We start from the raw sequence: 24,622 nt of genomic DNA, 5'->3' as shown, positions 1-24,622 counted from the left end.
GTCCCGCCTCGCCGCGCTGCCGCCCGGCATACGCTTCTGGCAGGGCCGTGGGCCCGGGGATGGGGGGTGGGCGATGTTGCGCAGGCTGGTGGCCGGGCTGCTGGTGGCACTCGCAGCGGTGCTGACGCCCGTGGCGGTGGGGGCGGTCTGGACCAAGCAGACCGTGACGGACCAGGACCGCTACCTCGCGGTGGTCTCGGGCGTCTCGCAGGAACCGCAGGTCAGGCGGGAGTTCCGCGACCGTGTCGTGGCAGCCATCCTCGAGCGCGTCGACCTACACGGCGTGGCCGAGGCACTGGCGGAGCGGGCAGTCTCCGGAGCCGTCGACACGGTGTTCACCCACGAGCGCTTCAGCGAGTTCTGGCTCGGCCTGCACCGCGTGGTGCACGCCCAGGTCACGGGGGTGCTCACGGGGGACAGCGAGGAATTCCAACTGTCCGAGGACGGCACGCTCACCATGGCACTGGGCCCGCTCGTGGAGGCGCTGGCAGAACAGCTCGAGGACCGCGGGGTGAGCCTCCCGCCGGACCTGGTCGGGGACCAGAGCGTGGTGCTCGCCCGCAGCGCCGACCTGGTGCGCGTCCAGGAGGCCTACGGCAGGTTGGTGCTCGCGGCGGCGTGGTTGCCGCTGGTCTGCGTCGTCGCGCTGTGCGTGGGGCTGCTGCTGGTGCGGCGTCGGGCGCAGGGGCTGATGGTGGCAGGCCTGGTCTCGGCGGCCGTGTCCGCCGCCCTGGTGGTCGCGCTCCGGGTCCTGCTCGGCACCCTGTCCGAAGCGGTACCGGGTCGGTTGGCGGAGAGGTTACTCGCCTCGCTCGAGCCCTGGCTGTGGACCACCGCCGGGATCGCCGCAGTGGTGGGGCTGGCTGCGGGCACCGCCGCTGCGGTCCTGCGACGCCAGCGGCGGGCCCGAGCCGGTTGGCGACCCCGGGAGGATTCGAACCTCCGACACCCGCTTTAGGAGAGCGGTGCTCTATCCCCTGAGCTACGGGGCCAACGCGAACAGGGTACCGGTCCCACCCGCGAGCCACGAAAGCGGGCCGCTCAGTGGTTGCGCAGCGCGTCGATCAACTCGTCCTTGTTCATGCCCGAGCGGCCCTCGATCTCGAGTTCGGCCGCCCTGTCGCGGAGCTCGTCGACCGTCCAGTCGTCGTAGCTGCCCGACTCGCCACCCTTGCGGCCCACCTCCTCGCGCGAGGTGTTCGCCGCCGCGTTGGCGATGCGGGCGGACTTCTCCTTGCTGTTGCCCTCGTCGCGCAGTTCCTCGTAGAGCTCCTTGTCCTTCACGCTCGGGCCCGGGTCCCTCTTCTTCTCGGCCATCATGACCTCCTGAGTCGTTGGGTGCGTTCCACCCTACGCCGCAGGAGGCCAACCGGCCGGGCCGCTAGCGCTGGTCGCGCGGGTGGGTCATGTCGATCGGGACGACCCACTGCGCGAACTGCTCTTCGGTCAGGAAACCGAGCTCGAGGGCCGCCTCGCGCAGGGAGGTGCCGTCGGCGTGCGCCTTTTTCGCGATCTTGGCGGCCTTGTCGTAGCCGATGTGCGGGTTGAGCGCCGTGACCTGCATCAGGTTCTTGGCGAGGTTCTCCTCGATCCTGGCGGTGTTGGGCTCGATGCCGACGGCGCAGTTGTCGTTGAACGCGGTGCAGGCGTCCCCCAGCAGGCGGATGCTCTCCAGCACGGCGTGTGCCATCACGGGCTTGTACACGTTGAGCTGGAAGTTGCCCTGGCTGCCGGCGAAGCCGACGGTGGCGTCGTTGCCGAAGACGCGGGTGGCCACCATGGTGAGGGCCTCGCACTGGGTGGGGTTCACCTTGCCGGGCATGATCGAGCTGCCGGGCTCGTTCTCGGGGATGGTGATCTCCCCGATGCCGTTGCGGGGGCCGGAGGCGAGCCAGCGCACGTCGTTGGCCACCTTCATCAGGGCCATCGCCAACACGCGCAGCGATCCGGAGACCGCCACCAGGGCGTCGTGGGCCGAGAGCGAGGCGAACAGGTTGCCGGACTGGCGGAACGTGAAGCCGGTCTCCTCGGAGATCAGCTCGGCGGTGCGCGCACCGAAGCGGGCGTGCGCGTTCAGGCCGGTGCCGACTGCGGTGCCGCCGATGGCGAGGTCGGCCAGTCCCTGCTCGGAGTGGCGGACCTGCTCGAGCGCGAAGTCGATCTGCGCCACCCAGCCGGAGACCTCCTGGCCGAGGGTGATCGGGGTGGCGTCCTGCAGGTGGGTGCGGCCGACCTTGACGACGCCGGCGAACTCCTCGGCCTTGGCCGCGAGGGTGTCGCGCAGGGTGGTGACCTGCTCGTAGAGGAGTTCGTGCAGGTCCAGCACGATGGCGATGTGCATCGCCGTGGGGAACGTGTCGTTGCTGGACTGGCCCCGGTTGACGTGGTCGTTGGGGTGGATGGGTGACTTGCTGCCCAGGTCGCCGCCGAGGATCTCGATCGCGCGGTTGGAGATCACCTCGTTGGAGTTCATGTTCGACTGCGTGCCGCTGCCGGTCTGGAACACCACGAGCGGAAAGTGGCTGTCGAGATCACCGCGGATGACCTCGTCGGCGGCCTGGACGAGGGCGTCGAGCTGCGTCTGGTCCAGGGTCAGCTCGCCGAGCTCCGCGTTGGCCAGGGCGGCGGACTTCTTCAGGATGCCGAGGGCGCGGACCATGGAGCGACCCCACACGAAGGTGTCCCTGCCGATGGGGAAGTTGCCGATGCTGCGCTGCGTCTGCGCACCCCAGTAACGATCGGAGGCAACCTCGACGGCGCCCATGCTGTCTGTTTCGGAGCGGATCTCAACCATGACCCTGATCCTAGGACAGTGCCGTGGGCCGCGCGGTGGCGGGTCCGGCCTCAGACGGCGACGGGCTCGTCGACCTCGACGCGGCACCCGGCGGCATCGGCGAACGGCAGGAGCGTGAGCCCCTCCGCCGCCCCGATCCGGCGCAGGACGCCGTCGATCAGGCCGTGGTGCACGTCGCACAGGAACGCCTGGTCGTCGTGGTCGTTGCCGATCAGGGGGCAGGTCCGCAGGACCAGCGCCTCACCGTCGGCGGTGCGGACGCGCCCCGGGTCGAACCCGAGCATGTCGAGCACGCGGACCACTGAGTCGAGGGCGTCGCGCGGGCAGGCGTCGTCCAGGGCTGCGGCCTGCGAGTCACCCCACATCCGCCCGATCGCGCGGGCGTCCTCGGACCCGTGCCCGCTCCTGACCAGGTAGGAGGCGAAAGCCCCGGCGAGGCTGGCGTTGTTGACCTCGGCGGGATCCAGTGCGGCCTTGCCCGCCTCGGTCAGGGTGTGGCCGCGCGGCCGCCGGCCCGGACCGGTGCCGGGGATGTCGGCGACCGTGATCAGACCCCGGTCCGCCAGGGCGCCGAGGTGGGCCCGCGAGGCGTTGGGATGGCCGCCGAGGTGTTCGGCGAGCTGGTTGATGGTGACGTGTTCGCCCCCGAGGTCCCGAACCGCCAGCAACACCCTGCGGCGCGGGTTGGAGAGCTTGTTGCGTTCCTGGGACCTGTGCATGCGGCAACCATACACTTTTGTACAACAAACTTGTAGTAATGTTCGCCATGTGACTGAACTGAACCTGACCGAGAAGAATTCGTCCTGCGGCTGCGGAGGACATGACGAGGCGCTGCCCGAGCTGGATGCTCGAGTCATCCCCCACGCCGTCCGACATGCCGCCATCCACGGCGTCGTGGACTCACTGCGCCCCGGCGCTGCGTTCGTCCTCATCGCTCCCCATGACCCGAAGCCGCTGCTCGCACAGATCGTCGAGCGCCACGGCGAGGGCATCGCGATCAGCTACGTCCAGCAGGGCCCCGACGCCTGGAAGCTGAAGCTGGCCCGCGCCTGATGTGCTCCTACTGCGGGTGTGACTCCATCCAGGTGATTGGCCGCTACATGGCCGAGCACGTGGAGATCATCAACTCCTGTGGCCGGCTCAAGGCCGCAGTGGCTACGGGGGTCGAGGACGACATCAGGGCACGCGCGCACGAACTGGCCCACCTCCTCGGACCCCACACCAGGTCCGAGGAGGTGGGACTCTTCGGCATCATGGGACGCCGCGAGGAGTTCCATGACCACATCGAGATGCTCTGCGGCGAGCACCGCAGCCTCGACGACCTTCTCGAAGCCATCGTCGCGGGCGACCACTCGCTGATGGACACCCTGGAGCAGGAGCTCCGGGACCACATCGACAAGGAGGACAACGGACTGTTCCCCGCCGCTGCCTCCGGTCTGGACGGGGACGAGTGGCAGGAGATCGACCGTCGCACCCATGAGCACGACCACTCCACGGGGACGCCCCACACGCACGCCCCGCACGGGGCCGCCGCCCACTGACCCGGGCCGCGCCACCCGTGGGTGGCGCACGCTGCTCGTCGTCCTCGGCGGGCTCTCGATGCTGTCCGGGCTGAACGCGGCCCTCGTGCGCCTCGGCGTCTGGGCGCCCGTCGCCTCCGAACGGGTCGGCGACCTACACGGTCCCGTCATGGTGCTCGGCTTCATGGGCACACTGATCTCGCTCGAGCGTGCCCAGGCGCTGCGGAACTCGCTGGCCTACCTGGCCCCGGCCCTGCTGGGGCTGGGATCCATCCTCCTGGTGGCCGGTGCCCCGCAGTACCTCGGCAAGCTCCTGCTCTTCGACGGGACCGTGGCTTTCGTCGTCCTCGCGCTGGCGCTCTGGTTGCGGGCGCCGCTGGGGCTGGTGGCCGCCCAGGTGCTCGGGGCGCTCATGGCGGCGCTGGCCGCCGGGCTGTGGCTCGTCGTCGAGATCGCCGCCCTGGTCCCCCTGCTCGCGGCCTTCCTCGTGGTCACCATCGCCGCCGAGCGCGCCGAGCTGGCCCAGCTGACCATGGGTCGCCGTGCCGTGCCGACCCTGCTCGCGATGGGGTCCCTGCTGGCGCTCTCGGCCAGCCTGGCGGTCGTGGCGCCGCAGGTGGGCGGCAGGATCTTCGGCGCCGCCTGCCTCGTCACGGCGCTGTGGCTGTTCCGCGACGACGTCGGACGCCGGATGGTGCGCGCGGACGGGTTGCGCCGCTTCAACGCCGTGTCCCTGCTGGCCGGCAACTTCTGGCTCGCGGTGGCCGGTATCGTTTGGATCGTCGTCGGCCAACCCGCCGGGCGCGGTGCCTACGACATCACCATCCACGGCGTCTTCCTCGGATTCGGGCTCTCGATGATCATCGCCCACGCCCCGATCATCTTCCCCGCCGTGCTCGGCCGGCCACTGCCCTATCGGCCGGTCATGTGGGTGCCGCTCGGGGTGCTGCACGTCGGCATGGTGGTCCGTGCCCTCGGTGACCTCACCGGCATCGACGCACTGTTCAAGTCTGGAGGCATTGTGACCGTCACCTCGCTGCTGCTGTTCGCCGCGGCCGTCGTTTCCTCGGTGGTGAAGCGATGAGCCGCGGGCTGCGCATCATGCGCGACATCCCAGTCGTGGTCTGGATGGTCGCCGCGGTGGTCGTCGCCGTGGCGCACCAGTGGATCCCCGAGGCGACGTGGCTGATGGTCCACCTCGTCGGGCTCGGCGTGATGACCCACGCCGTGATGACCTGGAGCGCTCACTTCACCGCCGCCCTGCTCAAGACCCGCCCCGACGACGCGGCCGCCACCAGGTCCTCGTTGCGGCTCGGGCTGCTCGGCGTGGGCTCGCTGCTGGTGTTCATCGGCGTGCCCAGCACCGTGTGGCCACTCACCCTCGTCGGCGCCGTCGGCGTGGCGGTCGCCGTGGTGTGGCACGGCCTCGAACTCGTCCGCGACCTGCGCCGCGCCCTGCCCGGCCGGTTCCGCATCTGCATCCGCTACTACGTCGCGGCGGCCTGCTGCCTGCCCGTCGGCGGCGGGCTCGGCGCCGCGCTCGCGCTGGGACTCGACGACGCCTGGCACGCCCGCCTGCTGGTGGCGCACACCATGACCAACATCCTGGGCTGGCTCGGCCTCACCGTCGTGGGCACCCTCGTGACCTTCTGGCCCACCGTGCTGCGCACCCGCATGGACGACCGTGCCGAGCGCCTGGCCAGGCAGACGTTGCCGGTGCTCCTCGGTGCGATCGCGATCGTCATCGTCGGCTCCCTGACCGGCCTGCGCCTGGTCTCCGTGCTCGGCCTGCTCGGCTACGCGGGCGGGATCGTCTTCTGGGGCCGCAGCCTGTGGGGTCCGCTGCGCCGCAAGCTGCCGCGCGAGTTCGCGCCGGCTTCCATCGGGCTCGCGTGCTTGTGGGCCTGCATCGGCATCATCGCCACCGCCGTGCACGTGCTGCGCACCGACGACAAGGGGCTCGCCGAGGGCTACCCGCTGGTGGCGTCCATCTGGGTGGTCGGCTTCGCGCTGCAGTTGGTCACCGGCGCGCTCAGCTACCTGATGCCGTCGGTGATGGGTGGTGGTCCGCGCGTCGTCCGCAAGGCCGCCGCCAAGTTCGACAAGTTCGCCACCACCCGTCTCGTGGTGATCAACGTCGGCCTCGTGCTGTGGCTGTTCCCCCTGGCCTCCTGGGTCCGGGTGACCCTCTCCGTGGTCGTCCTCGTGGCGCTCGCCGCATTCGTCCCGCTGCTGTTGGCCGGGGTGGCCGCGTCGGTCGGGGAGAAGCGGCGCGCCGAGGCCGGTGAGCCCGCCGACGACGCCGAGCGGCCGTCGGCCTTCAGCGGCAGCGGCGCCGTCGCAGGAGTCGCGGCCATCGTGCTGGCGATCACGTTCGGCATCGGCGCCGATCCCGGGGCCGTCGGTCTCGGGCAGTCGGTGGCGGCGTCGTCGGTGGAAGTCGTCCCCAGTGGCGAGACCGTGCGCGTGCGCGTCGAGGCGGTGGACATGGCGTTCGAGCCGAACTCCGTCACCGTGAACCCCGGAGACCACGTGGTCATCGAACTCGTCAACACCGACCCGACCAACCTCCACGACCTGGCCGTCGGCGACCAGCGCACCGAGCGGCTGGCCGTCGGCGAGACCGCGGAACTGGACCTCGGCGTCGTCGGGTCCACCATCGAGGGCTGGTGCACCGTCGTGGGCCACCGCCAGATGGGCATGACCTTCACGGTCGTCGTAGAGGGGGCGCCTGCCCCCGCGCAGCCGAGCGCCGAGGAGACCCATGAGCACGGCGGCGTGCCCGCCGATCCGGACGCGCAGCTGGGCCACGTCGTCGACCCGGTGCTGGAGCCGTTGGGCGAGGAGACCGTGCACCGGGTCACCTTCACCGTGACCGAGGTGCCGCTCGAGGTGGCGCCGGGCGTCTGGCAGACCCGCTGGACGTTCAACGGACAGGGCGTCGGGCCGACGCTCCACGGTCGCGTCGGCGACGTCTTCGAGGTCACGCTCGTCAACGACGGCTCCATGGGCCACTCGATCGACTTCCACGCCAGCAATCTCGCGCCCGACGGGCCGATGCGCACGATCGCGCCCGGGGAGTCACTGGTCTACCGGTTCACCGCGGAGCGCGCCGGCGCGTGGATGTACCACTGCTCCACGATGCCCATGAGCTCCCACATCGCCGCCGGCATGCACGGAGCCGTGGTCATCGAACCCGCCGAGGGCCTGCCGGAGGTGGACCGCAGCTACGTCGTGGTGCAGTCCGAAGTCTTCCTCGACTCGGCAGCCGCCACTGCGGAGGAGGCCACCGAGGTGGACGCCGATGCCGTAGCTGCGGAGGACCCGAGCTTCGTGGTCTTCAACGGCGTGGCCAACCAGTACGACCAGGCGCCCTTCGAGGCGAAGGTGGGAGAGCGGGTCAGGTTCTGGGTGGTCGCCGCAGGGCCGAACAGGCCGGCGTCGTTCCACATCGTCGGCGCGCAGTTCGACACCGTCTACAAGGAGGGCGCCTACCTCCTGCGCGACGGAGTGGATGCGTTCGGCAACGCGGGCGGGGGCTCGCAGGCGCTGGACCTGCAGGCGGCGCAGGGCGGGTTCGTCGAGCTCGAGTTCCCCGAGGCCGGCCACTACAGCGTGGTCAACCACGTCATGGTCGACGCCGAAAGGGGCGCCCACGGAATCGTGGAGGTGACGCAGGGCTGACGAGCACCGGGTCATCAACTCCTAGACGGTTTGTAGTAGTCCTGCTACATTTGAGGGCATGGGTGCTGCTCTCGATTCTGTGATCCGCTGCGACGGATTGACCATGGCCTACGGTCCGAAGCTGGTCCTCGACGGCCTGACCCTCGAGATCCCGCGCGGCCAGGTGGTGGCGCTCCTCGGACCGAACGGCGCGGGCAAGACCACCACGGTGGAGATCCTGGAGGGGATCCGCAGGCCCAGCGGTGGCCGGGTGCAGGTGCTGGGCTCGGATCCAATCAGGGCGGGGGAGGCGTGGAAGGCGCGCGTGGGCATCGTGCTGCAGAGCTGGCGCGACCACGCCCGTTGGCGCGTCCACGAACTGCTCGAGGTGATCGCGGACTACTACGTGCCGTTCGCGACGCCGGAGGTGGTGCGGCCGTGGCCCACCGACGAACTGCTGGAGCGGGTCGGCCTCGCCGATTCCCGTGACCAGCGCATCGACAGGCTCTCCGGCGGCCAGCGACGTCGGCTCGACGTCGCGGTCGGCCTGGTGGGACGACCCGAGCTGCTGTTCCTCGACGAGCCGACCACCGGCCTGGATCCCAAGGGTCGCCGCGACATCCACGACCTGCTCGGCGACGTCGCCGACCTGGAGACCACCATCCTGATGACCACGCACGACCTCGACGAGGCCGAGAAGGTGGCCGACCGGATCCTCGTCCTTGCCTCCGGCCGGATCATCGCCGACGGCACCCCCGACGAACTGCGCCTCGGGTTCTCCAGGTCCAACGAGGTCCGGGTCCGGGACCGGGCCACGGGGCGGGTGATGGTCCACTCCACCCCCGACCCGACGGCGTGGCTGACCGAGCAGCTCACCCTGCGTCCGGGGGAGGTGGAGGTGCTAGAGGTCCGTCCGGCGTCGCTCGAGGAGGCCTATCTCAGCGTCGTGCGCCGGGCCGAGGCCGGCGAGGACCTCTCCGAGATCGCGACCATCCAGGAGGTGGCGTCATGAACGCAAGGAAGGCAGTGCTGCGGGCAGCCTGGGGTCAGGCGAAGGTGACCGTTCTGCGCAAGTACCTCAGCCCGACCGGCATCTCGTTGCTGGTGTTCCCCGTCGTCGTGCTCGCGGTGCTCTGGTTCGTGCGCGACAGCGTAATCGACGGGGCGGTCGGGGTTTCGGCGTGGGTGTTCTCAGGCATGCTTGCCTTCAGCCTCATCGCCGGTGCCGCCATCGGGGTCTCCGCCGAGATCCAGCAGGAGCGCGAGGACGGGACCCTGATGCGCGCCAAGGCGGTGCCCAACGGGGTCACGGGCCATCTCCTGGCGAAACTGGTGGTGGCAGTCGTCGACACGGCGATCCCGGTGGTGCCCATGGTCGTCGGGGCGGCGATCATCCTCCCCGACCTCCTACCCTCCGACCCGACGCGTTGGCTGCTGTTCGTGCTCGTCTACGCACTGGCAACCGCGGCCATGCTGCCGTGGGGAGCGGTGATGGGCTCGCTGTTCCGCTCCGCAATCGGACTTGGCGTCGCCAGCCTCGGGCTCTACGCGCTGGCCATCATCGCCGGCCTGTTCTACCCGTTGACCATGCTGCCGGCTGCGCTGCAGGTGGTGGGACAGTTCACGCCCCACTACTGGATCGGGCTGGGGATCCGCACGGTCCTGCTCGACGATGCGGCCATGGGACTGGAAGTGGGCGGCTCCTGGCGCACGCCGCAGATGGTGCTGGTCCTGGTGGCATGGGCCGCGGTCGGGCTGCTGCTGGCACCGGTGCTGCTGCGTCGCATGGCGCGCAGGACCTCCGGCAGCGCGGTGGCCGAGGCGCGCGAGCGGGTCCTCAGCAGGGGGTACTGATCCACCCATGAGTCCCACGGCCAACGACCAAGTCCACAACCGCATCGCGATGCTCCGTGCGGAGCGAGGGATCTCTCGCCGCCAACTGTCCGACGCGCTGGGCGTGCACTACCAGACGGTCGGCTACCTCGAGCGGGGTGAGTACAGCCCCTCCCTGGAACTGGCGCTGCGGATCGCTGCCCACTTCGAGGTGCCCGTGGAGGTCATCTTCTCCCTCGAGCCGTTCCCGCGCCTGGGAACCTGAGGGCCCCCCTCGGGTTGGTCGGGCTGCCGACGACGTCGATAGGATCGGCAGTGAAGTCGACGAAGGGAAAGATCGTGTCCGAAGCAGGTCTCGCCGCCGCACGGGAGAAGATGGAGGCCGCCGGAGTGGCCGGGCCAGCCATCGAGGTGTTCTCGCACTACTACAAGCTCCTCACCTCCGGGGAGACCGGCCTGATCCGCGAGGACAGCATCACTCCTCTCCTCGACCCGCCGATGCTCGCCGACGTGGACATCACCGACGAGGCGGCCGCCGAGGCGATCGGCAGGACCGTCATCGTGAAGCTCAACGGAGGGCTGGGCACCTCGATGGGCCTGGACCGGGCAAAGACGCTGCTCGAGGTCCGCGACGGGAAGAACTTCCTCGACCTGATCGTGGGCCAGGTGCGGGCCGCCCGCCAGGCCTACGACGCGCGGCTGCCGCTGCTGTTCATGACCTCGTTCCGCACCGACGACGACACGCTCGCACACCTGGCGCGCTACGACGACCTCGTTGTGGACGGCCTGCCGCTGACCTTCGTGCAGAACCAGGAGCCGAAGCTGCGTGCCGACGACCTGACGCCGGTCACGTGGGAGGCGGACCCCACCCTCGAGTGGTGCCCGCCCGGCCACGGCGACCTGTACACCGCGCTCGAGGGCTCGGGCGTCCTGGACGAGCTGCTCGCGGCCGGGTTCCGCTACGCCTGCGTCTCCAACGGTGACAACCTCGGCGCCGCCCCCGACGCGACGATCGCAGGCTGGTTCGCCGCCTCCGGCGCCCCCTACGCGGCAGAACTTTGCCGGCGCACCATCAACGACAAGAAGGGTGGCCACCTGGCCGTCCGCAAGGCCGACGGCCAGCTCATCCTCCGCGACACGGCGCAGACCGCCCCGGAGGAGATGGACTACTTCACCGACGAGCACCGTCACCCGTTCTTCCACACCAACAACCTCTGGTTCGACCTGCAGAAGCTCCGCGACACCCTCGTCGAGCGCGAATCGGTGCTCGGACTGCCCATGATCCGCAACGAGAAGACCGTTGACCCGGGCGACTCCTCCTCGACGCCCGTCATCCAGATCGAGACCGCCATGGGGGCGGCGATCGAGGTGTTCGAGGGAGCGACGGCGATCTGCGTCGGCCGCGACCGGTTCCAGCCCGTCAAGACCACCAACGAGCTGCTCCTGCTCCGCTCGGACGTCTACGACCTGGGCGACGACGGCCGCCTGGCGGCCACCACCGAGTCCACCCCGGAGATCGACCTGGACCCGAAGTTCTACAAGGTCGTGGACAAGTTCTCGGAGCGGATCCCGCACCAGCTCTCGCTCCGCGGGGCGACCTCGTTCAAGGTGCGCGGAGACTGGCGCTTCGGACGCGACGTGCGGGTGGTCGGCGATGCCGAGCTGGCAGGGGACGGCGGCACCGTCGAGGACGGCGCGACAGTCGGTGAGTGAGGCCGTCGAGCTGGGCCGCGCGGTGACGGGGGAGGAACTCCCGCTCACCGCCACCGACCCGACGGCGCTGGCGGCGGAACTGGCCGCCCTCGGCTGGGACGCCGACAGGCTGGCCGAGCTGCGCACCGCCCGGATGGCGGCCCACGAGCCCTGGCCGTTCCCGATCGGCGTCGAGGAGGTGCGTGGCTTCGGCTTCGCCCGCTTCAGCGCCCGGCTGGCCGAACTGCGGGAGGTGCTGGGGCTCAGCGGCAGGGCGGACAGGGCGCCCGCCACCAGCCGGAAGCCGGATCGCGACGAGCAGCGGCTGCTCGCGGACCGGCCCCCGCACTGGGGCTGAGCGGCTGCCTCAGAGGTTGCGGTTCTGCTTCAGCAGGTCACGGATCTCGACGAGGAGCTCCTCCGACGTCGGGGTTGCGTCCGCCTCCGGGTCACCCTCCTTGTCGAAGCGCTCGCGGAGCTTGTTGTAGGGGAGCACCAGGCCGAAGTAGACGACGGTGGCCATGATCAGGAACGCGATCAGGGCCGTCAGGAACACCCCGACGTTGACTCCACCGATCTGCGCGTTGCTGAAGTCCGGCATGCCGCCGGCAAGGCCGATCAGGTCCAGGATGATCTGGGTGAATGCTGTTACGACGGCTGCGAACGCCGTGGCCATGATGAAGGCCACGGCAAGTTCGACCAGGTTCCCGCGAAGCAGGAATTCCTTGAAGCCCTTCATGTGTTCTCTCACTTTCAGTTCCGCCCGGATGGGGGTGTCCGGGACTCCGCGATCCTAACCTCGATCGGGCTCCGCGGTGCGCAGGAACGCGCCTTAGGCGGCCCCCAGGATGACGCTGAGCTCGCCCCGCTGCCCCAGTGCGGCCACCGTCGGGGCGATGGCGTTGGGCACGTCCAGGAGCACCAGCGGGGCTCGCGCGGAGACGACGGCGAGCTCGGAGCGCTCCTGCGCGGCGGGCAGCGCGGCGACGCGAGCGTCGTCGGTCACCACCTCGAAGCCCTCGCCCGCGTACACGAGACTGACGAGGCTCCCAGGGGCAAGCAGCCCGGCCAGTTGGTCGTCCGGGATGGCGATGGGCACCAGTGCACGGCCGTCCGCGAGATCCGCGGTGGTGGCGAGCATGCCTGCCTGCACCACGGTGTTCGCGGCGATGCGGGTTGCGGCCGTGGTCCCCACGACGTCGGCCGGCTCGGGCAGCGGACCCTCCGGCAGCGCTCGGAGCGGCAGTGCTACCACCTGGACGTCGGCCGCGGTCAGCACGTCACCGGCCGCGACTGCGCGGGTGGTGACCACGACGGCGGTCCCGGGATCCTGTGCGGGCGCCAGTTGAGTGGCCAGCAGCAGCACGCCGAGGCCGGCCAGCGCCGCGGCGAGGGCGCGGCGGTGCCAGGCGACGAACCGTTTCAGCTTGTGTGGGAACTCCATGCCCACACTCTGGTGTTCGGGAGGTCTGTTTCGTCTTTGTCCACAGGCCCCCGGGTGGCATGCCTCAGCCGGCGGGGGCGGGCGCCGGGGCGCTGCTGGTGGAGCTCTTGGCGGAGGAGTCACCCGAGGAGGTGGTGGCCGCCGCCGACTCGCTCTTGGCCGCAGGGGTGGTGCTGGTCTTGGAGTTGCGGGAGTCGGTGGCGTAGAAGCCGGAGCCCTTGAAGACGACGCCCACAGCGTTGAACACCTTGCGCAGCTCGCCGTCGCAGGACGGGCACACCGTCAACGAGGGGTCGGTGAACTTCTGGAAGATCTCGAGGTCTTCGCCACAGGCGGTGCAACGGTACTGGTAGGTGGGCATGCAGCTGTCTCTTTCACGAAGGGGACTGGGGTCATGATACGTCGTGCCCCCTCGGTGGCCCAAAGCGGCTGCTCAGCCCTTCGCGCAGAGTGAAAAACCGGCCTCGGTCACCACGGCGTCCACGGGCAGGTCGTGGGGGAGCGTCGGCACCGAGGCGAACACCTCCTCGGCGCGGGCCAGCGCCCACACCGCGGCACCGGCGCGTCGATGGCCGAGCGCCCTGTCATACCAGCCGCCGCCTGTGCCCAGCCGGGTGCCGTCGCGCCCGACGGCGAGGCAGGGCACCACCACGACGTCGGCGCGGCCGAGTGCGGCGGGGCCCAGCGGTGGACCCGAGGGGTGGGGGATGCCAGCCCAGCCGGGCACCAGGTCGGCCGGCGTCGTGAGGGCGGCCCAGTCCGGGGTGGGGCGGAGCTTCGGGAGCAGCACCTCGTACCCGCTCGCCAACAGCTCCGCCAGCAGGCCCGCCGTTCCCGGCTCGCCCGGACGCGCCGCGTACAGCGCCACCACCGTGGCGTCCTCGGGCAGCGCGGCCCGCAGGGCCGAGGCCCTGGCGGCGTCCCCGGCCTCCCACTCGTCCCGGGACAGCCCCGCACGGGCGGCCAGCACGGCCGCGCGCAGCGAGTCCTTCGAATGGTCCGGGATCATTGAACTATCGTAGGCAGCATGGCTCTTTTCGGTCGCAGGAAGCCCGCCCCCGTCGCCCCCGAAGTGGTGGAGGAGGTGCCCAGCCTGCCCCCGGCGCCCCCGCTGAACGAGGCCGGGCTCCGGTCCGTCGCGGACCACATCGACTACCTCCTGGGGCTCGTCGAGCCCCTGCGTCCCTTCGGGATGTCGCTGGTGGAGGCCTGGGACCAGGTGATGTGCGAGGACATCAACTCGATGATCAACGTGCCGCCGAACAGCACGGCCAAGGTCGAGGGCTACGCGGTCCGCGCCAGTGACCTGCGCGACGACGACGGCGCCATGGTCGAATCCCTGCGGTTGGTCGACGCCGAGGAGCGCCTCGCGCCCGGCGAAGCCGCTCGCGTGCTTCCCGGCGCCGTTCTGCCCAAGGGCGCCACCGCCGTGCTGCCGTCGACCTTCGTGGAGGCCTCCGAGGGCGGGCTACGGCTGCTCGACGTCGTCGAGGAGGGCGCCTACCTGCGGGCCGCGGGCGAGCACCTGGCCGTGGGGGCCCGCCTCCTCAGTGAGGGGGAACGCCTCAACGACCGCGCCATCGGGATGCTCGCCAGCGCGGGCATCGACAAGGTGCTGGTGCGGCCCCGGCCGCGAGTCGTCGTGGTGAGCTCGGGCCACGAGCTCGTGGAGCCCGGGGACAAGGTGCGCCACGGCGAGACCACTGACTCCAACTCCTTCATGATCGCGGCGGCTGCCCGCGCCGCGGGGGCGACCGTCTTCCGCGTCGCCCTGCACAGCAGCGACCCGCAACAGCTCAAGACGGCCATCGCGGACCAGTTGATCCGCGCCGACCTGCTGGTCTCGACCACCGGTGGCCACCGCGAGGACTACGAGGCCGTGGCCAACGCCATGCGCGAGCTGGGGATGGTCGACTCGGCCGAGGTTGCCATGTCACCCGGCCGCACCCAGACCTTCGGCCTGATCGGTGAGGACCAGGTCCCGATGGTGATGCTGCCCGGCAACCCGGTCTCGGCCTACGTGACCTTCCAGACCTTCGTCTGGCCGTTGATCCGTCGCCTGATGGGGGCCAGCGAGAAGCGGCGCGCCGTGCGGGCCATCGCGTCCTCCACGCTGCGCTCCAACAAGGGCCAGCTCCACCTGCTGCGCGGTGAACTGTTCTCCGAGTCCAGCATTCGCACCATCGACCGCGTGACGGACCCGCACGCCCTGGCCGAGCTCTCGCGGAGCAACGCACTGATCATCCTGGACGAGGACACCGACCTCGTGAGGGCCGGCGAACAGGTCATGTGCTGGCCCCTCGAGGAGGACTGAGCCAGAGCAACTTCTCGTTGACCGCGAGTTGGGCTACCTAATTACACCGATGTTGTTTACGGTGGGCATGTGCTCGCCGGAATCGTCATCAGTGCCCTAGTCATCGCAGGTCTGGCGTTCGGCCTGCCCTGGTTGGCGTCCCATCGTGACGCGCCCGAAGTCCTCGAGGGAGATCCTACGGAGCGCTTCTCCGACTCGATGAGGATTCTGCGGCGCGACATCTCGGACTACCTGGAGACCACGGAGGCCGCCGAGGTCTCCACGCCGCTGACGCGCCGCGCCGAACTGACCGAGATCCGCCTGCTCGCCGCGAGTGCCGCCACCCGACGTCGCCGCACACTGCTGGGTCTCGCGCTGCTGCTGGTGGCAGTCGGCGTGGTCGCGATCCTCGGCCACGTGCCCTGGTGGGCCGTCCTCGTGCCCGTCGGCCTGGTGCTGGTCTTCGTCGTCGTCTCCCGCCTGGGGGTGGCCGCCATGCACCGCAGGTTCGCCGCCCGTGCGAAGTCGGTCACCGAGGGCTTCGGCGACGAGGACACCACGGTGCTGCAGGTCCCGCTCGAGGACGAGTCCTCCAAGGAGATCAGGGTGGACCTGTCCGCTCCGCAGACCACAGGAGCGCTCTGGGACCCGATCCCCGTCACCGCCCCCACTTACGTTTCCAAGCCGCTGGTGCCCCGGACCGTGCGCACGATCGACCTCTCCGCCCCGGCGGTCGCCCAGCAGCCGCTGGTGCCCACGGCCGACCGCCCCGATTCCGACTTCGAGGCGTTGGAGATGGAGGACACCGAGGCCATGCTGCACGAGTTCCGGCCCCGCGCCGTCGGCGAGTAGGCACGCGCGCGCGACCTCGCGCGCCGGTTGTGCTGTGGGAGAAATCCGTGCACGGTCGCTGGAGTGAACCCGTGGCGGCAGTAGGGTTGGTGGGCTTGTGTGAACTTCGCATTGGTCGCAGCACGACAAGGATCAACCTGATGCCACAAACCAGAGGAGACCACAGACTCGCGCCCGGTACCCGTTTCGTCATCGGGATCCTCCTCGCCTCGGCCTTCGTCGTCATCCTCAACGAGACGACCCTGACCGTTGCGCTGAAGCGGATCATGGACGACCTCGGCGTCAGCGAGCGCGCCGCCCAGTGGCTCACGACGGCCTTCATGCTCACCATGGCCGTGGTCATTCCCGTAACGGGCTGGCTGCTGGAGCGCCTCACCACCCGCCGGGTCTACATGATCGCGATGGGCCTCTTCGTCGTGGGCACCGTGACGGTGGCAGTGATGCCCACCTTCGCGCTGGTGCTCGTCGGTCGCGTTGTCCAGGCCAGCGGCACGGCAGTCATGATGCCGCTGCTGATGACGACCGTGATGAACGTCGTTCCCAAGGAGCGCCGCGGGATCATGATGGGCAACATCTCGATGGTCATCGCCGTCGCCCCGGCACTGGGGCCGACGTTGTCCGGTTTCGTGCTGCAGTTCGCCAGTTGGCGGATGATCTTCGTGATCATCCTGCCGCTGGCCATCGCCCTCGGCGTGCTCGGTTCCCTGCGGGTGCAGACCCTGAACGAGCCCCGTGACATCCCCGTGGACGCTCCCTCGGTGGCGCTCTCGGTGGTCGGATTCGGCGGGCTCGTGTATTCGCTCAGCCTGTTCGGCGAGCCAACCGTGCCCGTGCTGCAACTCGTCGGCGTGCTCGCCGTGGGGGCGGTCGCGCTCGTGCTGTTCCTCCTCCGGCAGGGGCGGCTCGCCCACTCCGGGCGGGCGCTGCTCAATCTCGGGACGTTCCGGTACCCCGGTTTCCGCGTCTCGGTGCTCGTGGTGGCCATCGCCATGGCGGCCATGTTCGGCACCCTGATCATGCTGCCGCTCATCCTGCAGGACGCGCTCGGGATGGAGCCGCTGCTCGTCGGGCTGATGCTGCTGCCCGGTGGATTGGTGATGGGCCTGCTCGGCCCCACCGTCGGTCGGCTCTACGACAGGGTGGGCCCCCGGCCGCTGGTCGTGCCCGCCACTGCGTTGATCGGCATCGTGCTCGCGACCTTCTCGTTCATCTCGGTGGGCACCTCGCCCTGGTTCATCGTCGCCTGCCACATGGCGATGAGCGTCGGGTTCGCGTTCATGTTCACCCCGCTGCTGACCACCGCCCTCGGCTCGCTGCCGAGGCCGCTCTACCCCCATGGCTCCGCCGCAGTCGGCACCATCCAGCAGCTCGCCGGTGCGATGGGGACCGCGCTGTTCGTCACGATCTACGCCACGCAGACGCGGGTCGGGCAGGTAGTCGGGCTGCCGGAGGCCCAGGCGATGCTGGGCGGGTCCAGAATCGCGTTCCTGTCGGCCGCCGCCGTTTGCGTCTTCGCGTTCGTCGGCACCTGGTGGCTCCGCCGCCCAAGCATCGAGGAGCACCTCGACGAGGACTCCCCGGCCGCGGTGGTGCACTGACCCGGGATGAACGCGTTCTTCACCATCGGCCATTCCAACCGAGAACTCGACGAGTTCGTCGGGCTGCTGGGGGAGCACTCGATCGAGGTGGTGGTCGACGTGCGGCGGCTACCCGGCTCGAGGCGCTACCCCCAGTTCGACCAGGACACCCTGGCAGCCGCCCTCGACGGGGCCGGGATCGCCTACCAGTGGTCGAAGGGGCTGACCGGTCGACGTGCTGTCAGCAAGGAAGTGGGGTTCGAGGTCAACGCGTGGTGGGAGAACCGGAGCTTCCACAACTACGCCGACCATGCCCTCTCCGACGAGTTCCAGCAGGCGCTGGCCGAGCTGGTCGAGCTGGGCGGGACCCGCCGCAGCACCGTCATGTGCTCGGAGGCGGTCTGGTGGCGCTGCCACCGCCGACTGATCTCGGACAACCTGCTGGCCCGCGGGCTGGACGTGCGCCACGTCGTCGGGTCGGGACGGGCCGAGGCGGCCAAGCTGACCGAGGGGGCCGTCGTCGCCGCCGACGCGGTGGTCACCTACCCCGCGGAACAGAAAAGTCCCGGGCCACGGGAACCGTGACCCAGGACAGCTGTGGAGCTAGGGGGATTCGAACCCCCGGCCTTCTCATTGCGAACGAGACGCGCTACCAACTGCGCCATAGCCCCATCTTTCAAGCGGGTCGATACTACCACCGGCGGGGCTGGCCCGACAAAATCGAGTCCGGGCTCACCGCTCCCAGCCCATGACGCAGGCGCGCTCGCCGTTGTCGGGGTAAGTGACCTCGCTCAGCAGGTCCACGAAGCCCTTGCGGCGGTAGAGCGCCCGGGCGGGGTTGTCCGGATGCGTGGCCAGCAGGGCGCGGGACTGGCGCATCGCGTCCAGCTGGGTGTCCAGGAGTGCCCCGCCCAGCCCTTGCCCGTGGACGGCGGGGTCCACCTCGATCTCGGCGAGCTCGAAGGCGTCCTCGAACCAGTGCAGGTGACCGGCCTCGGACATCGCGCCGGCGATCTGCTGCGGCCACCAGTTGTCGGGCCGGAGGTCGTAGCCGTACACGAAGCCGAGGATCTCGCCGTCGATCTCACCGACCAGGCAGGTGGCGCCCTTGTTGGTCCCCATGCAGCGCGCGAAGTCCTTCGCGAACTGCGCGGCGGCCTCGTCGGTGTGGTTGAAGGCCTCGCGATAGATGTTCGCGATGCGCCCCGCCCTGGCGACCGCCTCGTCAGCGGTCAGCCAGCGCAGGTAGTCCTCCATGTTGATCTCGCTCATCGTGTCCTTCGGTGCGACGGTAGAGTTCCGCGGGGTTCGCGGGGACGGACTCCAGAGGCTTCACCCTAGGGGCGAACCGGCCTCGCGTCGAAGTGCGGAGGCCGCCGGTGATCTGCCCGCGGTGCGTTCTCGGGTGATTGACCCACCGGTGACGAGCCCAATAGATTCGAGCCACGATTCCCTTTCGAGAGAGGTGGCGGGCATGGGCCAGCCGAGTCCGCAGCAGACCCTCCAGGTGGATGACCGTGTGCTCGACGGCCCCCACGGGTCACTGCCCGTCAGGATCTACCGGCCCGCCGAGGCACTGGGCCCCGGGATGGTCTGGGTGCACGGCGGCGGGTTCGTGGAGGGCGACATCGACATGGCCGAGGCCCACTGGGTCTCCACGGCCCTGGCGGAGCGCGGCATCACCGTCGTCTCCGTCGACTACCGGCTCGCCCCGTTGCCCGCGGACTGGGTCGTGCCGGGACGCGCCGTGCGCGAGGAGGGCGTGCGCTTCCCGGTGGCCCACGACGAGGTCGTCTTCGCCCACGCGTGGGCGCTGGGCGCCGGGCTCGCGCCGGGCCCGTGGGCTCTCGGCGGTGCCAGCGCCGGAGGCAACCTCGCGGCCGGGGCCGTGTTGGAGTTGCTGCACGAGGGCGGGCCCGTGCCGGCGTTCGTTTTCCTGGCCTACCCGACCGTGCACGCGCTCCAGCGCCCGCACTCGGCCGAGCTCACTGCCGCGTTGGCGGACACCCCGCAGGAGCGCCGGTTCACGCCGGAGGTGATCCGAACGATGTACGAGAACTACCTCGGCCCGGGGGTTGACGTCGACACCGCCCCGATCCGTGCGATCCCCGGCCTGGCGAGCGCCGAGGAACTCGCCGGGCACCCGCGGACCCTTGTCATCAACAGCGAGCGAGACGACCTGCGGACCTCGGGCGAGGCCTACGCCGAGGTGCTGTCCGCGGCGGGCGTCGACGTCACCCTGCTCACCGAGCCGGGCACCTTCCACGGCCACCTCAACAACCCCGACGAGCCGGCGGCGGAGCGCTCCATCGACGTCGTCGCCCGCGAGCTGCTGCGCAGCGCCGCGCAACAGAGTTGACCCGGCACCGTCGTTGATGGGAGTTCCCTTGTCCTGCTGCGCGCCCCTGCCCGGCGGCACCCCCGAGGCCACTTCCGCCGTCGAGCACCCGTGGGAGCGCGGCAGCGGCCGGGACACGATTCCGTGCGCCGACGTCGTCCAGTTGTCGGGCGGCACCTTCCTGATGGGCAGCCAGGACGCCGACGTCAACATCGGCGACGGCGAGAGCCCGGTCCGCAGCGTCACCGTCGCACCGTTCGGGATCGCCCGGCACACCGTCACCAACGCGCGGTTCCGCGAGTTCGTGGACGCCACCGACTACGTCACCGAGGCGCACGACTTCGGGTGGTCGTTCGTGTTCCACCTGCTCCTGGACGCCCAAGTGCGCGACGCCTCGGCAGCGCCCGCCGGGACCCCCTGGTGGCGCGCCGTGGAGGGCGCCTTCTGGGACTCGCCCACGGGCCCTGGCTCCGGCATCGAGGACATCCTCGACCACCCCGTCGTCCACGTCTCCTGGCGCGACGCGGAGGCCTACGCTCACTGGGTGGGCGGCAGGCTGCCCATGGAGAACGAGTGGGAGTACGCCGCACGCGGCGGACTGGAACGGGCCCGCTACGCGTGGGGCGACGAGCTCACCCCGGGAGGCGAGCACCGCTGCAACATCTGGCAGGGCAGCTTCCCGACCCACAACTCCGCCGAGGACGGCTTCGTCGGCACCGCCCCCGTCGCGAGTTTCGCCCCGAACGGCTACGGCCTGTTCGACGTCGCCGGCAACGTCTGGGAGATGTGCGCCGACGAGTGGAACACCAACCCGGCGGACCCGGCCAAGGGCATCATCCGGTCGGGAGCCCGCGTGATGCGCGGTGGGTCCTACCTGTGCCACGACTCCTACTGCAACCGATACCGCGTGGCCGCCCGCACCAGCAACACCTCGGACAGCGCCGCCGGGAACCTCGGCTTCCGCGTGGCCTTCGACCCGCGGTGACGACCGGCGGCCCCGCTCAGGCGTCGAGCAGCAGGTCAATGGTCACCTTGCCCCCGTCCACGTCCCAGGGCGGCAGCACGACGTCGAGTGAGTTCGCGTAGGGCGCGTCGTCGTCCCGGAAGTCCTTCAGCCGGAGCGGGACGGGCGTGGTGGTGCCGGGCCTGGTGTAGGTGGCCGTGATCCGGTACCTGCCGATCGGGAGGTTCTCCTGGAGGTCGGTGGTCAGGGTCCGGACGATGACCTGGCCCGTGGAACCGTCGATCAGTGGCCCAACGGGAGTGAAGGTGGCCCTCACCCGCGACCAGTCCTCGATCGGTTGCGGTGAGTCCCAGCTCTCATGGAAGGACGCGGCGCCGCCGTGGAACTCGTCGTCGGACTGGGGCCGGGGGCCGACGAGCTTCCACTGCATGTTCCTGACCGCCCCCGAGCGGCTCGAGAACCCGGTGGGATCGTTGTGCAGGTCGATGTGGTAGGTCCGGCCGTGGTAGACCACCGTCGTGGCGCCCCAGCTCCGCCACGTGGTGCTGGTGTTGGCGAGGCTGATGCGGAAGTATCCGTTCGCGTCGGTGCGCGTGGTCCGGTCGCCGTAACTCAGCATCGTGTCGTCGGCGCCGACGGTGGCGCCGGCCAAGGGCCTGCCCTGCGGGTCGAGCACCCGGCCCTTGAGCACGTAGGGCTCCACCACGTTGGCCCGGGGCGGCGTCGTGGGTGGGGTGGTCGGGGTGGTCGGCGTCGAGGAGGTCGTGAACCGCACCATGTTGTTGAAGATCTCCTTGGACACCCAGCGATACGCGGTGGCGCCCCCGGAGGTCTTGTAGGACTCGATCACCCGGGCCACGATCCAGGAGCGGCAGCCGTTGCGCCCGGTGTTTTCGGTGTCGCACTCGGTGCGCCACTTGCGTCCGTCGTCGGCCGTCCAGGAGACCTTTCCTCCGACGACCCCGTTGGCTCCCAGCGGGTTGGACTTCCACAGGGTGCGGGGCCCGGCGGTGTAGGTGAGGTTGTTGAACACCCAGTCGGTCTTCGCCACGAACCGGCCGCCGACCTGTGAGACCTGGGTCGCCAGGATGTTCGTGCGGCAGCGCCTGATCCGAGAGTACGGCTCGCAGGTGGTGTCCCACTGCCGAGAGTTGACGGTGTGCTTGCCGGGCGTGATGTAGATGTCGACGTCGGCTGCGGCCGTGCCGGGGGCCGTCAGTGCGAGCAGTAGCGTGAGCGCCGCCGGGACGGCGACGAGCAGTTTCACGAGTCTGGACATGGGTCCCCCTGGGAGGTCATCGGTGGGCGTTGTGGCTGCGAACGTAGTCCAGCTGTCCCGACGTCGGGAGGCTCCGCCGACTTGTTGCGGGTTAACCCCTACGCCGCGCGCCGCTGGCGTCGTGGATCCGTGCGTGTCGGTGCCCGGAAGGTGGGAGACTTCGGGCATGAGCACCACCGGTCGCATCCTCGGGGGAGTTGCCACAGTCCTGCTCGTGACGTCCTGCTCCCTCCTCCAGCCCACGCCCGACGACGCGCCGTCGGTCGCCGAACCGTCACCGAGCCCGGAGTCGGCCGAGCCCAAGCTGTCGCAGGAGGGCTGGGAGTCGGCCGTCCAGGGCCTGATGGAGGTGGGTGGGATGCATTCGGTCTGGATCGGGGTCGCGGAGTGGGACGCCAGCGGAGAGTACGTCATGGCCGCCGCCTTCCCGGGGGCCGGCCAGGGGCAGATGGAGTGGCACTGGGCGGACTCCGAGGGGGAGGTGCGCGAGAGCATCGCGCTGGGGGCCGGCGGCGAGATCACCGTCCCCCTCACCGAGTACACCTACCAGCAGGCCCGTGACTTCCTCGACGCGGTGGGGGAGTGCGCCCCCGACGAGGTCAGGATGTGGGCGGCGCGCCCGATGCCTTCGGGGGTGTGGCAGGAGTATGGCGGTTGCGCGGCCGAGAACAGGGTGGCGCAGGACCGGGGGGCGACTCCGGGCCTCTACAACGTCGTGCCAGTGCCGCAACGCGTGCTTCTCGATGGCGAGCCCGTGGTGGACCTTGAGGATTGGGCCTCCCCGGAGGCGCTGGCACAGATCTGGGACGACGGGCAGGCGGCGATGGGGGCCGACACCCTGCTGCGGGCCATCTCGATCACACCGGCCTACGGCGGGGTGAGCATCGTCGGGTCGAACGGCGTCGAGTGCGGTGGGCTCACCGGCTTCCTGTTCTCCCGCTCGCTCATGCCCTCGGACGCCCGGCTGGACCTCAAGCCGGGCAACGGTGCGCTGGTGGCTGCCTGTGCGCAGGGCATCGACCGCGGGTTCAGGTTCGCCGACGTCTCACCCGAGCACGTTGCCGAGGTTGCGGCGCAGGCCGTCAAGGAGCACGGCCTCGACCTGGACGGCAGGAGCGGCCACCTCTCAATCGGCCAGGACGCCGGGGCGCTGGTCATGATGATCGGTCAGGACACCGCGGTGTCCCACACCTACGTGCTGGTTCCTGCCCCCACCGCGACGCAGCCGCCGGCCTGAGTCGCCCCCAGCGGTGGGGAGTTGAGCCGGTAGCCGCGCTTGGTGACAGTGGTGATCAGGTCCGGCTTCGGCAGCATCCGGCGCAGCCGGCTCAGGGCCATGTCGAGGGCGTGGCGAGTCGAGACCGACGGCAGGGCGGCGCAGAGCTCGTCGCGGGAGACCACGGAGCCGTCGGCCTCCATCAGGCACCTGACCATAGCGGCCTGGGTGGGTGAGAGCTCGCACTGCTCCCCGTCGACGTCGAGGGTGCGCCCCCGCAGCACGCAGGGACCGTGGACGGTGTCTCGGGTCAGCGTCCCCAGCCCCGAGAGGTGGTCGACGAGCTGGAGGATCATCGCGCCCATCCGGTGCCGCTCCGGGACGAGCACGCGGTGGACCCCGGCCTCCTCCAGCGGCGCGGCGGTGACCGGGCCGACGGTGGCGACGACGACGCGCTCGTTGAGCGAGCGAACCAGCGCGGTACCACGGTTGCGGCGGTGCGCCGCATTGATCAGGGCCACGGCCGCCGGGGCACTGGTGAAGGTCACGGCGTCGAAGTGGGCCGCGCACAACCCGTCCACCAGCTTTGCCACCTCGGGATCAGTCGCCGAGTCCAGCCAGCGGTACGGTTCCACCTTCAGCACGTGGGCGGCGCCGAGGCGCCGCAGCGCCGCGGGGAGGCCGAGGTCGTTCTCCAGCTGTAGCTGGACGGCGACGGTCGCGCCCCGGAGCCGGCCGTTCAGCTGGGGCACGAGCGACGCCACGGTCCCGTCGTCGGAGATCCCCGCGGCCCGGAACCCGAGGCCGCGGACCACGCCGTGCGCCTTGGCGCCGCGGACGTAGACGGCGGCGGCGTCGACCGCCTCTGACAGTTCGTCGGCCAGGCCGGCCGCCTCGGCCGAGGCGAACCAGCGTCGGAAGCCGTCGGCGGTGGAGACCAGCAGCACCTCCGGGCGCGCGGCGATCACCCGGCGGGTCTGCTCGAGCAGCGGGGCCTCGTCGGCCAGGGGCGCGAGTCGCAGCAGCGGGACGTGGGTGACGTCGGCGCCCCGCCGGACGAGTGCGTCGATGAGCTCCTCGGAGCGGCGGTCGCTGGTGACCGCGATCCTGAGGCCGGCCAGGGGCAGTGAGACTGCGTCCACCTGCTCCTCCTTCCT

General features: G+C 70.3%; 27 protein-coding genes and 2 tRNA genes. 16 read left to right on the top strand and 13 right to left on the bottom strand.

Annotated elements, in window-relative coordinates; genetic code table 11:
* Positions 1-591: 591 nt before the first annotated feature.
* The 5 genes from FOJ82_RS04225 to FOJ82_RS04205 form a co-directional block, all read right to left on the bottom strand.
* Positions 592-873 (bottom strand): hypothetical protein, encoded by a 282-nt coding sequence (locus FOJ82_RS04225; RefSeq protein WP_143937162.1) that lies wholly within the window; start codon positions 871-873, stop codon positions 592-594.
* A gap of 43 nt (positions 874-916) precedes the next feature.
* Positions 917-992 (bottom strand) — tRNA-Arg (locus tag FOJ82_RS04220).
* A 49-nt stretch (positions 993-1,041) separates the two neighbouring features.
* A complete protein-coding gene (locus FOJ82_RS04215; RefSeq protein WP_143937161.1) occupies positions 1,042-1,317 on the bottom strand; it encodes a DUF7218 family protein in 276 nt (91 codons plus the stop codon).
* A gap of 64 nt (positions 1,318-1,381) precedes the next feature.
* A complete protein-coding gene (fumC, locus tag FOJ82_RS04210; protein ID WP_143937160.1) occupies positions 1,382-2,794 on the bottom strand; it encodes a class II fumarate hydratase in 1,413 nt (470 codons plus the stop codon).
* 50 nt (positions 2,795-2,844) lie between these two features.
* On the bottom strand, positions 2,845-3,513 hold the full coding sequence (locus FOJ82_RS04205; protein ID WP_143937159.1) for a helix-turn-helix transcriptional regulator: 669 nt from the start codon (positions 3,511-3,513) through the stop codon (positions 2,845-2,847).
* 49 nt (positions 3,514-3,562) lie between these two features.
* On the opposite strand from FOJ82_RS04205, the gene FOJ82_RS04200 reads away from it, so the two are divergent.
* The 9 genes from FOJ82_RS04200 (at position 3,563) to FOJ82_RS04160 (ending at position 11,860) form a co-directional block, all read left to right on the top strand.
* Positions 3,563-3,847, top strand: a complete 285-nt coding sequence (locus FOJ82_RS04200; protein ID WP_246099734.1) for a DUF2249 domain-containing protein — start codon at positions 3,563-3,565, stop codon at positions 3,845-3,847.
* 47 nt (positions 3,848-3,894) lie between these two features.
* Positions 3,895-4,335 (top strand): hemerythrin domain-containing protein, encoded by a 441-nt coding sequence (locus FOJ82_RS04195; RefSeq protein ID WP_221933011.1) that lies wholly within the window; start codon positions 3,895-3,897, stop codon positions 4,333-4,335.
* On the top strand, positions 4,271-5,398 hold the full coding sequence (locus tag FOJ82_RS04190; protein WP_246099733.1) for a hypothetical protein: 1,128 nt from the start codon (positions 4,271-4,273) through the stop codon (positions 5,396-5,398). The genes FOJ82_RS04195 and FOJ82_RS04190 overlap by 65 nt, the downstream gene beginning before the upstream one ends.
* Positions 5,395-7,998, top strand: a complete 2,604-nt coding sequence (locus FOJ82_RS04185) for a multicopper oxidase domain-containing protein (RefSeq protein WP_143937156.1) — start codon at positions 5,395-5,397, stop codon at positions 7,996-7,998. The genes FOJ82_RS04190 and FOJ82_RS04185 overlap by 4 nt, the downstream gene beginning before the upstream one ends.
* Before the next feature lie 58 nt (positions 7,999-8,056).
* Positions 8,057-8,989, top strand: coding sequence for an ABC transporter ATP-binding protein (locus tag FOJ82_RS04180; RefSeq protein WP_221933010.1), 933 nt, complete (start codon positions 8,057-8,059; stop codon positions 8,987-8,989).
* A complete protein-coding gene (locus FOJ82_RS04175) occupies positions 8,986-9,831 on the top strand; it encodes an ABC transporter permease (RefSeq protein WP_143937155.1) in 846 nt (281 codons plus the stop codon). The genes FOJ82_RS04180 and FOJ82_RS04175 overlap by 4 nt, the downstream gene beginning before the upstream one ends.
* A gap of 7 nt (positions 9,832-9,838) precedes the next feature.
* The gene (locus tag FOJ82_RS04170) at positions 9,839-10,075 is read left to right on the top strand and encodes a helix-turn-helix transcriptional regulator (RefSeq protein ID WP_143937154.1); all 237 of its coding nucleotides are present in this window, start codon (positions 9,839-9,841) and stop codon (positions 10,073-10,075) included.
* Between the two features lie 74 nt (positions 10,076-10,149).
* The gene (locus FOJ82_RS04165; RefSeq protein WP_143937406.1) at positions 10,150-11,523 is read left to right on the top strand and encodes a UTP--glucose-1-phosphate uridylyltransferase; all 1,374 of its coding nucleotides are present in this window, start codon (positions 10,150-10,152) and stop codon (positions 11,521-11,523) included.
* Positions 11,516-11,860 carry a hypothetical protein gene (locus FOJ82_RS04160; protein WP_143937153.1) on the top strand — a complete coding sequence of 115 codons (345 nt, stop codon included), beginning with the start codon at positions 11,516-11,518 and terminating at the stop codon, positions 11,858-11,860. Before FOJ82_RS04165 ends, FOJ82_RS04160 begins: the two co-directional genes overlap by 8 nt.
* Positions 11,861-11,869: 9 nt before the next feature.
* On the opposite strand, the gene mscL is transcribed toward FOJ82_RS04160, so the two are convergent.
* The 4 genes from mscL to FOJ82_RS04140 all read right to left on the bottom strand — a co-directional run bounded on the left by mscL (position 11,870) and on the right by FOJ82_RS04140 (position 13,955).
* The gene (gene mscL, locus FOJ82_RS04155) at positions 11,870-12,241 is read right to left on the bottom strand and encodes a large conductance mechanosensitive channel protein MscL (protein WP_143937405.1); all 372 of its coding nucleotides are present in this window, start codon (positions 12,239-12,241) and stop codon (positions 11,870-11,872) included.
* Between the two features lie 93 nt (positions 12,242-12,334).
* The gene (locus FOJ82_RS04150; RefSeq protein WP_143937152.1) at positions 12,335-12,946 is read right to left on the bottom strand and encodes an SAF domain-containing protein; all 612 of its coding nucleotides are present in this window, start codon (positions 12,944-12,946) and stop codon (positions 12,335-12,337) included.
* A gap of 64 nt (positions 12,947-13,010) precedes the next feature.
* Positions 13,011-13,307, bottom strand: coding sequence for an FmdB family zinc ribbon protein (locus FOJ82_RS04145; RefSeq protein WP_143937151.1), 297 nt, complete (start codon positions 13,305-13,307; stop codon positions 13,011-13,013).
* Between the two features lie 72 nt (positions 13,308-13,379).
* Complete coding sequence (locus FOJ82_RS04140) at positions 13,380-13,955, bottom strand: 5-formyltetrahydrofolate cyclo-ligase (RefSeq protein ID WP_143937150.1); 576 nt, start codon at positions 13,953-13,955, stop codon at positions 13,380-13,382.
* 18 nt (positions 13,956-13,973) lie between these two features.
* On the opposite strand from FOJ82_RS04140, the gene FOJ82_RS04135 reads away from it, so the two are divergent.
* From FOJ82_RS04135 to FOJ82_RS04120, 4 genes are all read left to right on the top strand, one after another.
* On the top strand, positions 13,974-15,260 hold the full coding sequence (locus tag FOJ82_RS04135) for a molybdopterin molybdotransferase MoeA (protein ID WP_143937149.1): 1,287 nt from the start codon (positions 13,974-13,976) through the stop codon (positions 15,258-15,260).
* A 69-nt stretch (positions 15,261-15,329) separates the two neighbouring features.
* Positions 15,330-16,091 carry a hypothetical protein gene (locus FOJ82_RS04130; protein ID WP_143937148.1) on the top strand — a complete coding sequence of 254 codons (762 nt, stop codon included), beginning with the start codon at positions 15,330-15,332 and terminating at the stop codon, positions 16,089-16,091.
* 140 nt (positions 16,092-16,231) lie between these two features.
* The gene (locus FOJ82_RS04125; protein ID WP_143937147.1) at positions 16,232-17,689 is read left to right on the top strand and encodes an MDR family MFS transporter; all 1,458 of its coding nucleotides are present in this window, start codon (positions 16,232-16,234) and stop codon (positions 17,687-17,689) included.
* A 6-nt stretch (positions 17,690-17,695) separates the two neighbouring features.
* Positions 17,696-18,253 (top strand): DUF488 domain-containing protein, encoded by a 558-nt coding sequence (locus FOJ82_RS04120; RefSeq protein ID WP_143937146.1) that lies wholly within the window; start codon positions 17,696-17,698, stop codon positions 18,251-18,253.
* A 13-nt stretch (positions 18,254-18,266) separates the two neighbouring features.
* On the opposite strand, the gene FOJ82_RS04115 is transcribed toward FOJ82_RS04120, so the two are convergent.
* Both FOJ82_RS04115 and FOJ82_RS04110 read right to left on the bottom strand, forming a co-directional pair.
* Positions 18,267-18,339: transfer RNA gene (locus tag FOJ82_RS04115), tRNA-Ala, on the bottom strand.
* 61 nt (positions 18,340-18,400) lie between these two features.
* The gene (locus FOJ82_RS04110; RefSeq protein WP_143937145.1) at positions 18,401-18,940 is read right to left on the bottom strand and encodes a GNAT family N-acetyltransferase; all 540 of its coding nucleotides are present in this window, start codon (positions 18,938-18,940) and stop codon (positions 18,401-18,403) included.
* A 202-nt stretch (positions 18,941-19,142) separates the two neighbouring features.
* Between FOJ82_RS04110 and FOJ82_RS04105 the strand changes: the two genes are divergently transcribed.
* Complete coding sequence (locus tag FOJ82_RS04105) at positions 19,143-20,027, top strand: alpha/beta hydrolase (RefSeq protein ID WP_143937144.1); 885 nt, start codon at positions 19,143-19,145, stop codon at positions 20,025-20,027.
* A 16-nt stretch (positions 20,028-20,043) separates the two neighbouring features.
* On the top strand, positions 20,044-20,991 hold the full coding sequence (locus tag FOJ82_RS04100) for a formylglycine-generating enzyme family protein (RefSeq protein ID WP_143937143.1): 948 nt from the start codon (positions 20,044-20,046) through the stop codon (positions 20,989-20,991).
* A 16-nt stretch (positions 20,992-21,007) separates the two neighbouring features.
* Here the strand turns inward: FOJ82_RS04100 and FOJ82_RS04095 are convergent, their stop codons facing one another.
* On the bottom strand, positions 21,008-22,249 hold the full coding sequence (locus FOJ82_RS04095) for a carboxypeptidase-like regulatory domain-containing protein (protein WP_185975608.1): 1,242 nt from the start codon (positions 22,247-22,249) through the stop codon (positions 21,008-21,010).
* A 166-nt stretch (positions 22,250-22,415) separates the two neighbouring features.
* Between FOJ82_RS04095 and FOJ82_RS04090 the strand changes: the two genes are divergently transcribed.
* Positions 22,416-23,486, top strand: coding sequence for a hypothetical protein (locus FOJ82_RS04090; protein WP_185975607.1), 1,071 nt, complete (start codon positions 22,416-22,418; stop codon positions 23,484-23,486).
* Here the strand turns inward: FOJ82_RS04090 and FOJ82_RS04085 are convergent.
* On the bottom strand, positions 23,441-24,607 hold the full coding sequence (locus FOJ82_RS04085; protein WP_185975606.1) for a uroporphyrinogen-III synthase: 1,167 nt from the start codon (positions 24,605-24,607) through the stop codon (positions 23,441-23,443). The two genes, FOJ82_RS04090 and FOJ82_RS04085, sit on opposite strands and share 46 nt — an antisense overlap.
* Positions 24,608-24,622 lie beyond the last annotated feature (15 nt).

Source organism: Tessaracoccus rhinocerotis (assembly GCF_007197885.1).
GTDB classification, from domain to species: Bacteria; Actinomycetota; Actinomycetes; order Propionibacteriales; family Propionibacteriaceae; genus Arachnia; species Arachnia rhinocerotis.
The sequence above is the reverse complement of the archived record's forward strand: the minus strand, read 5'-3'. Positions and strand labels throughout refer to the sequence as shown.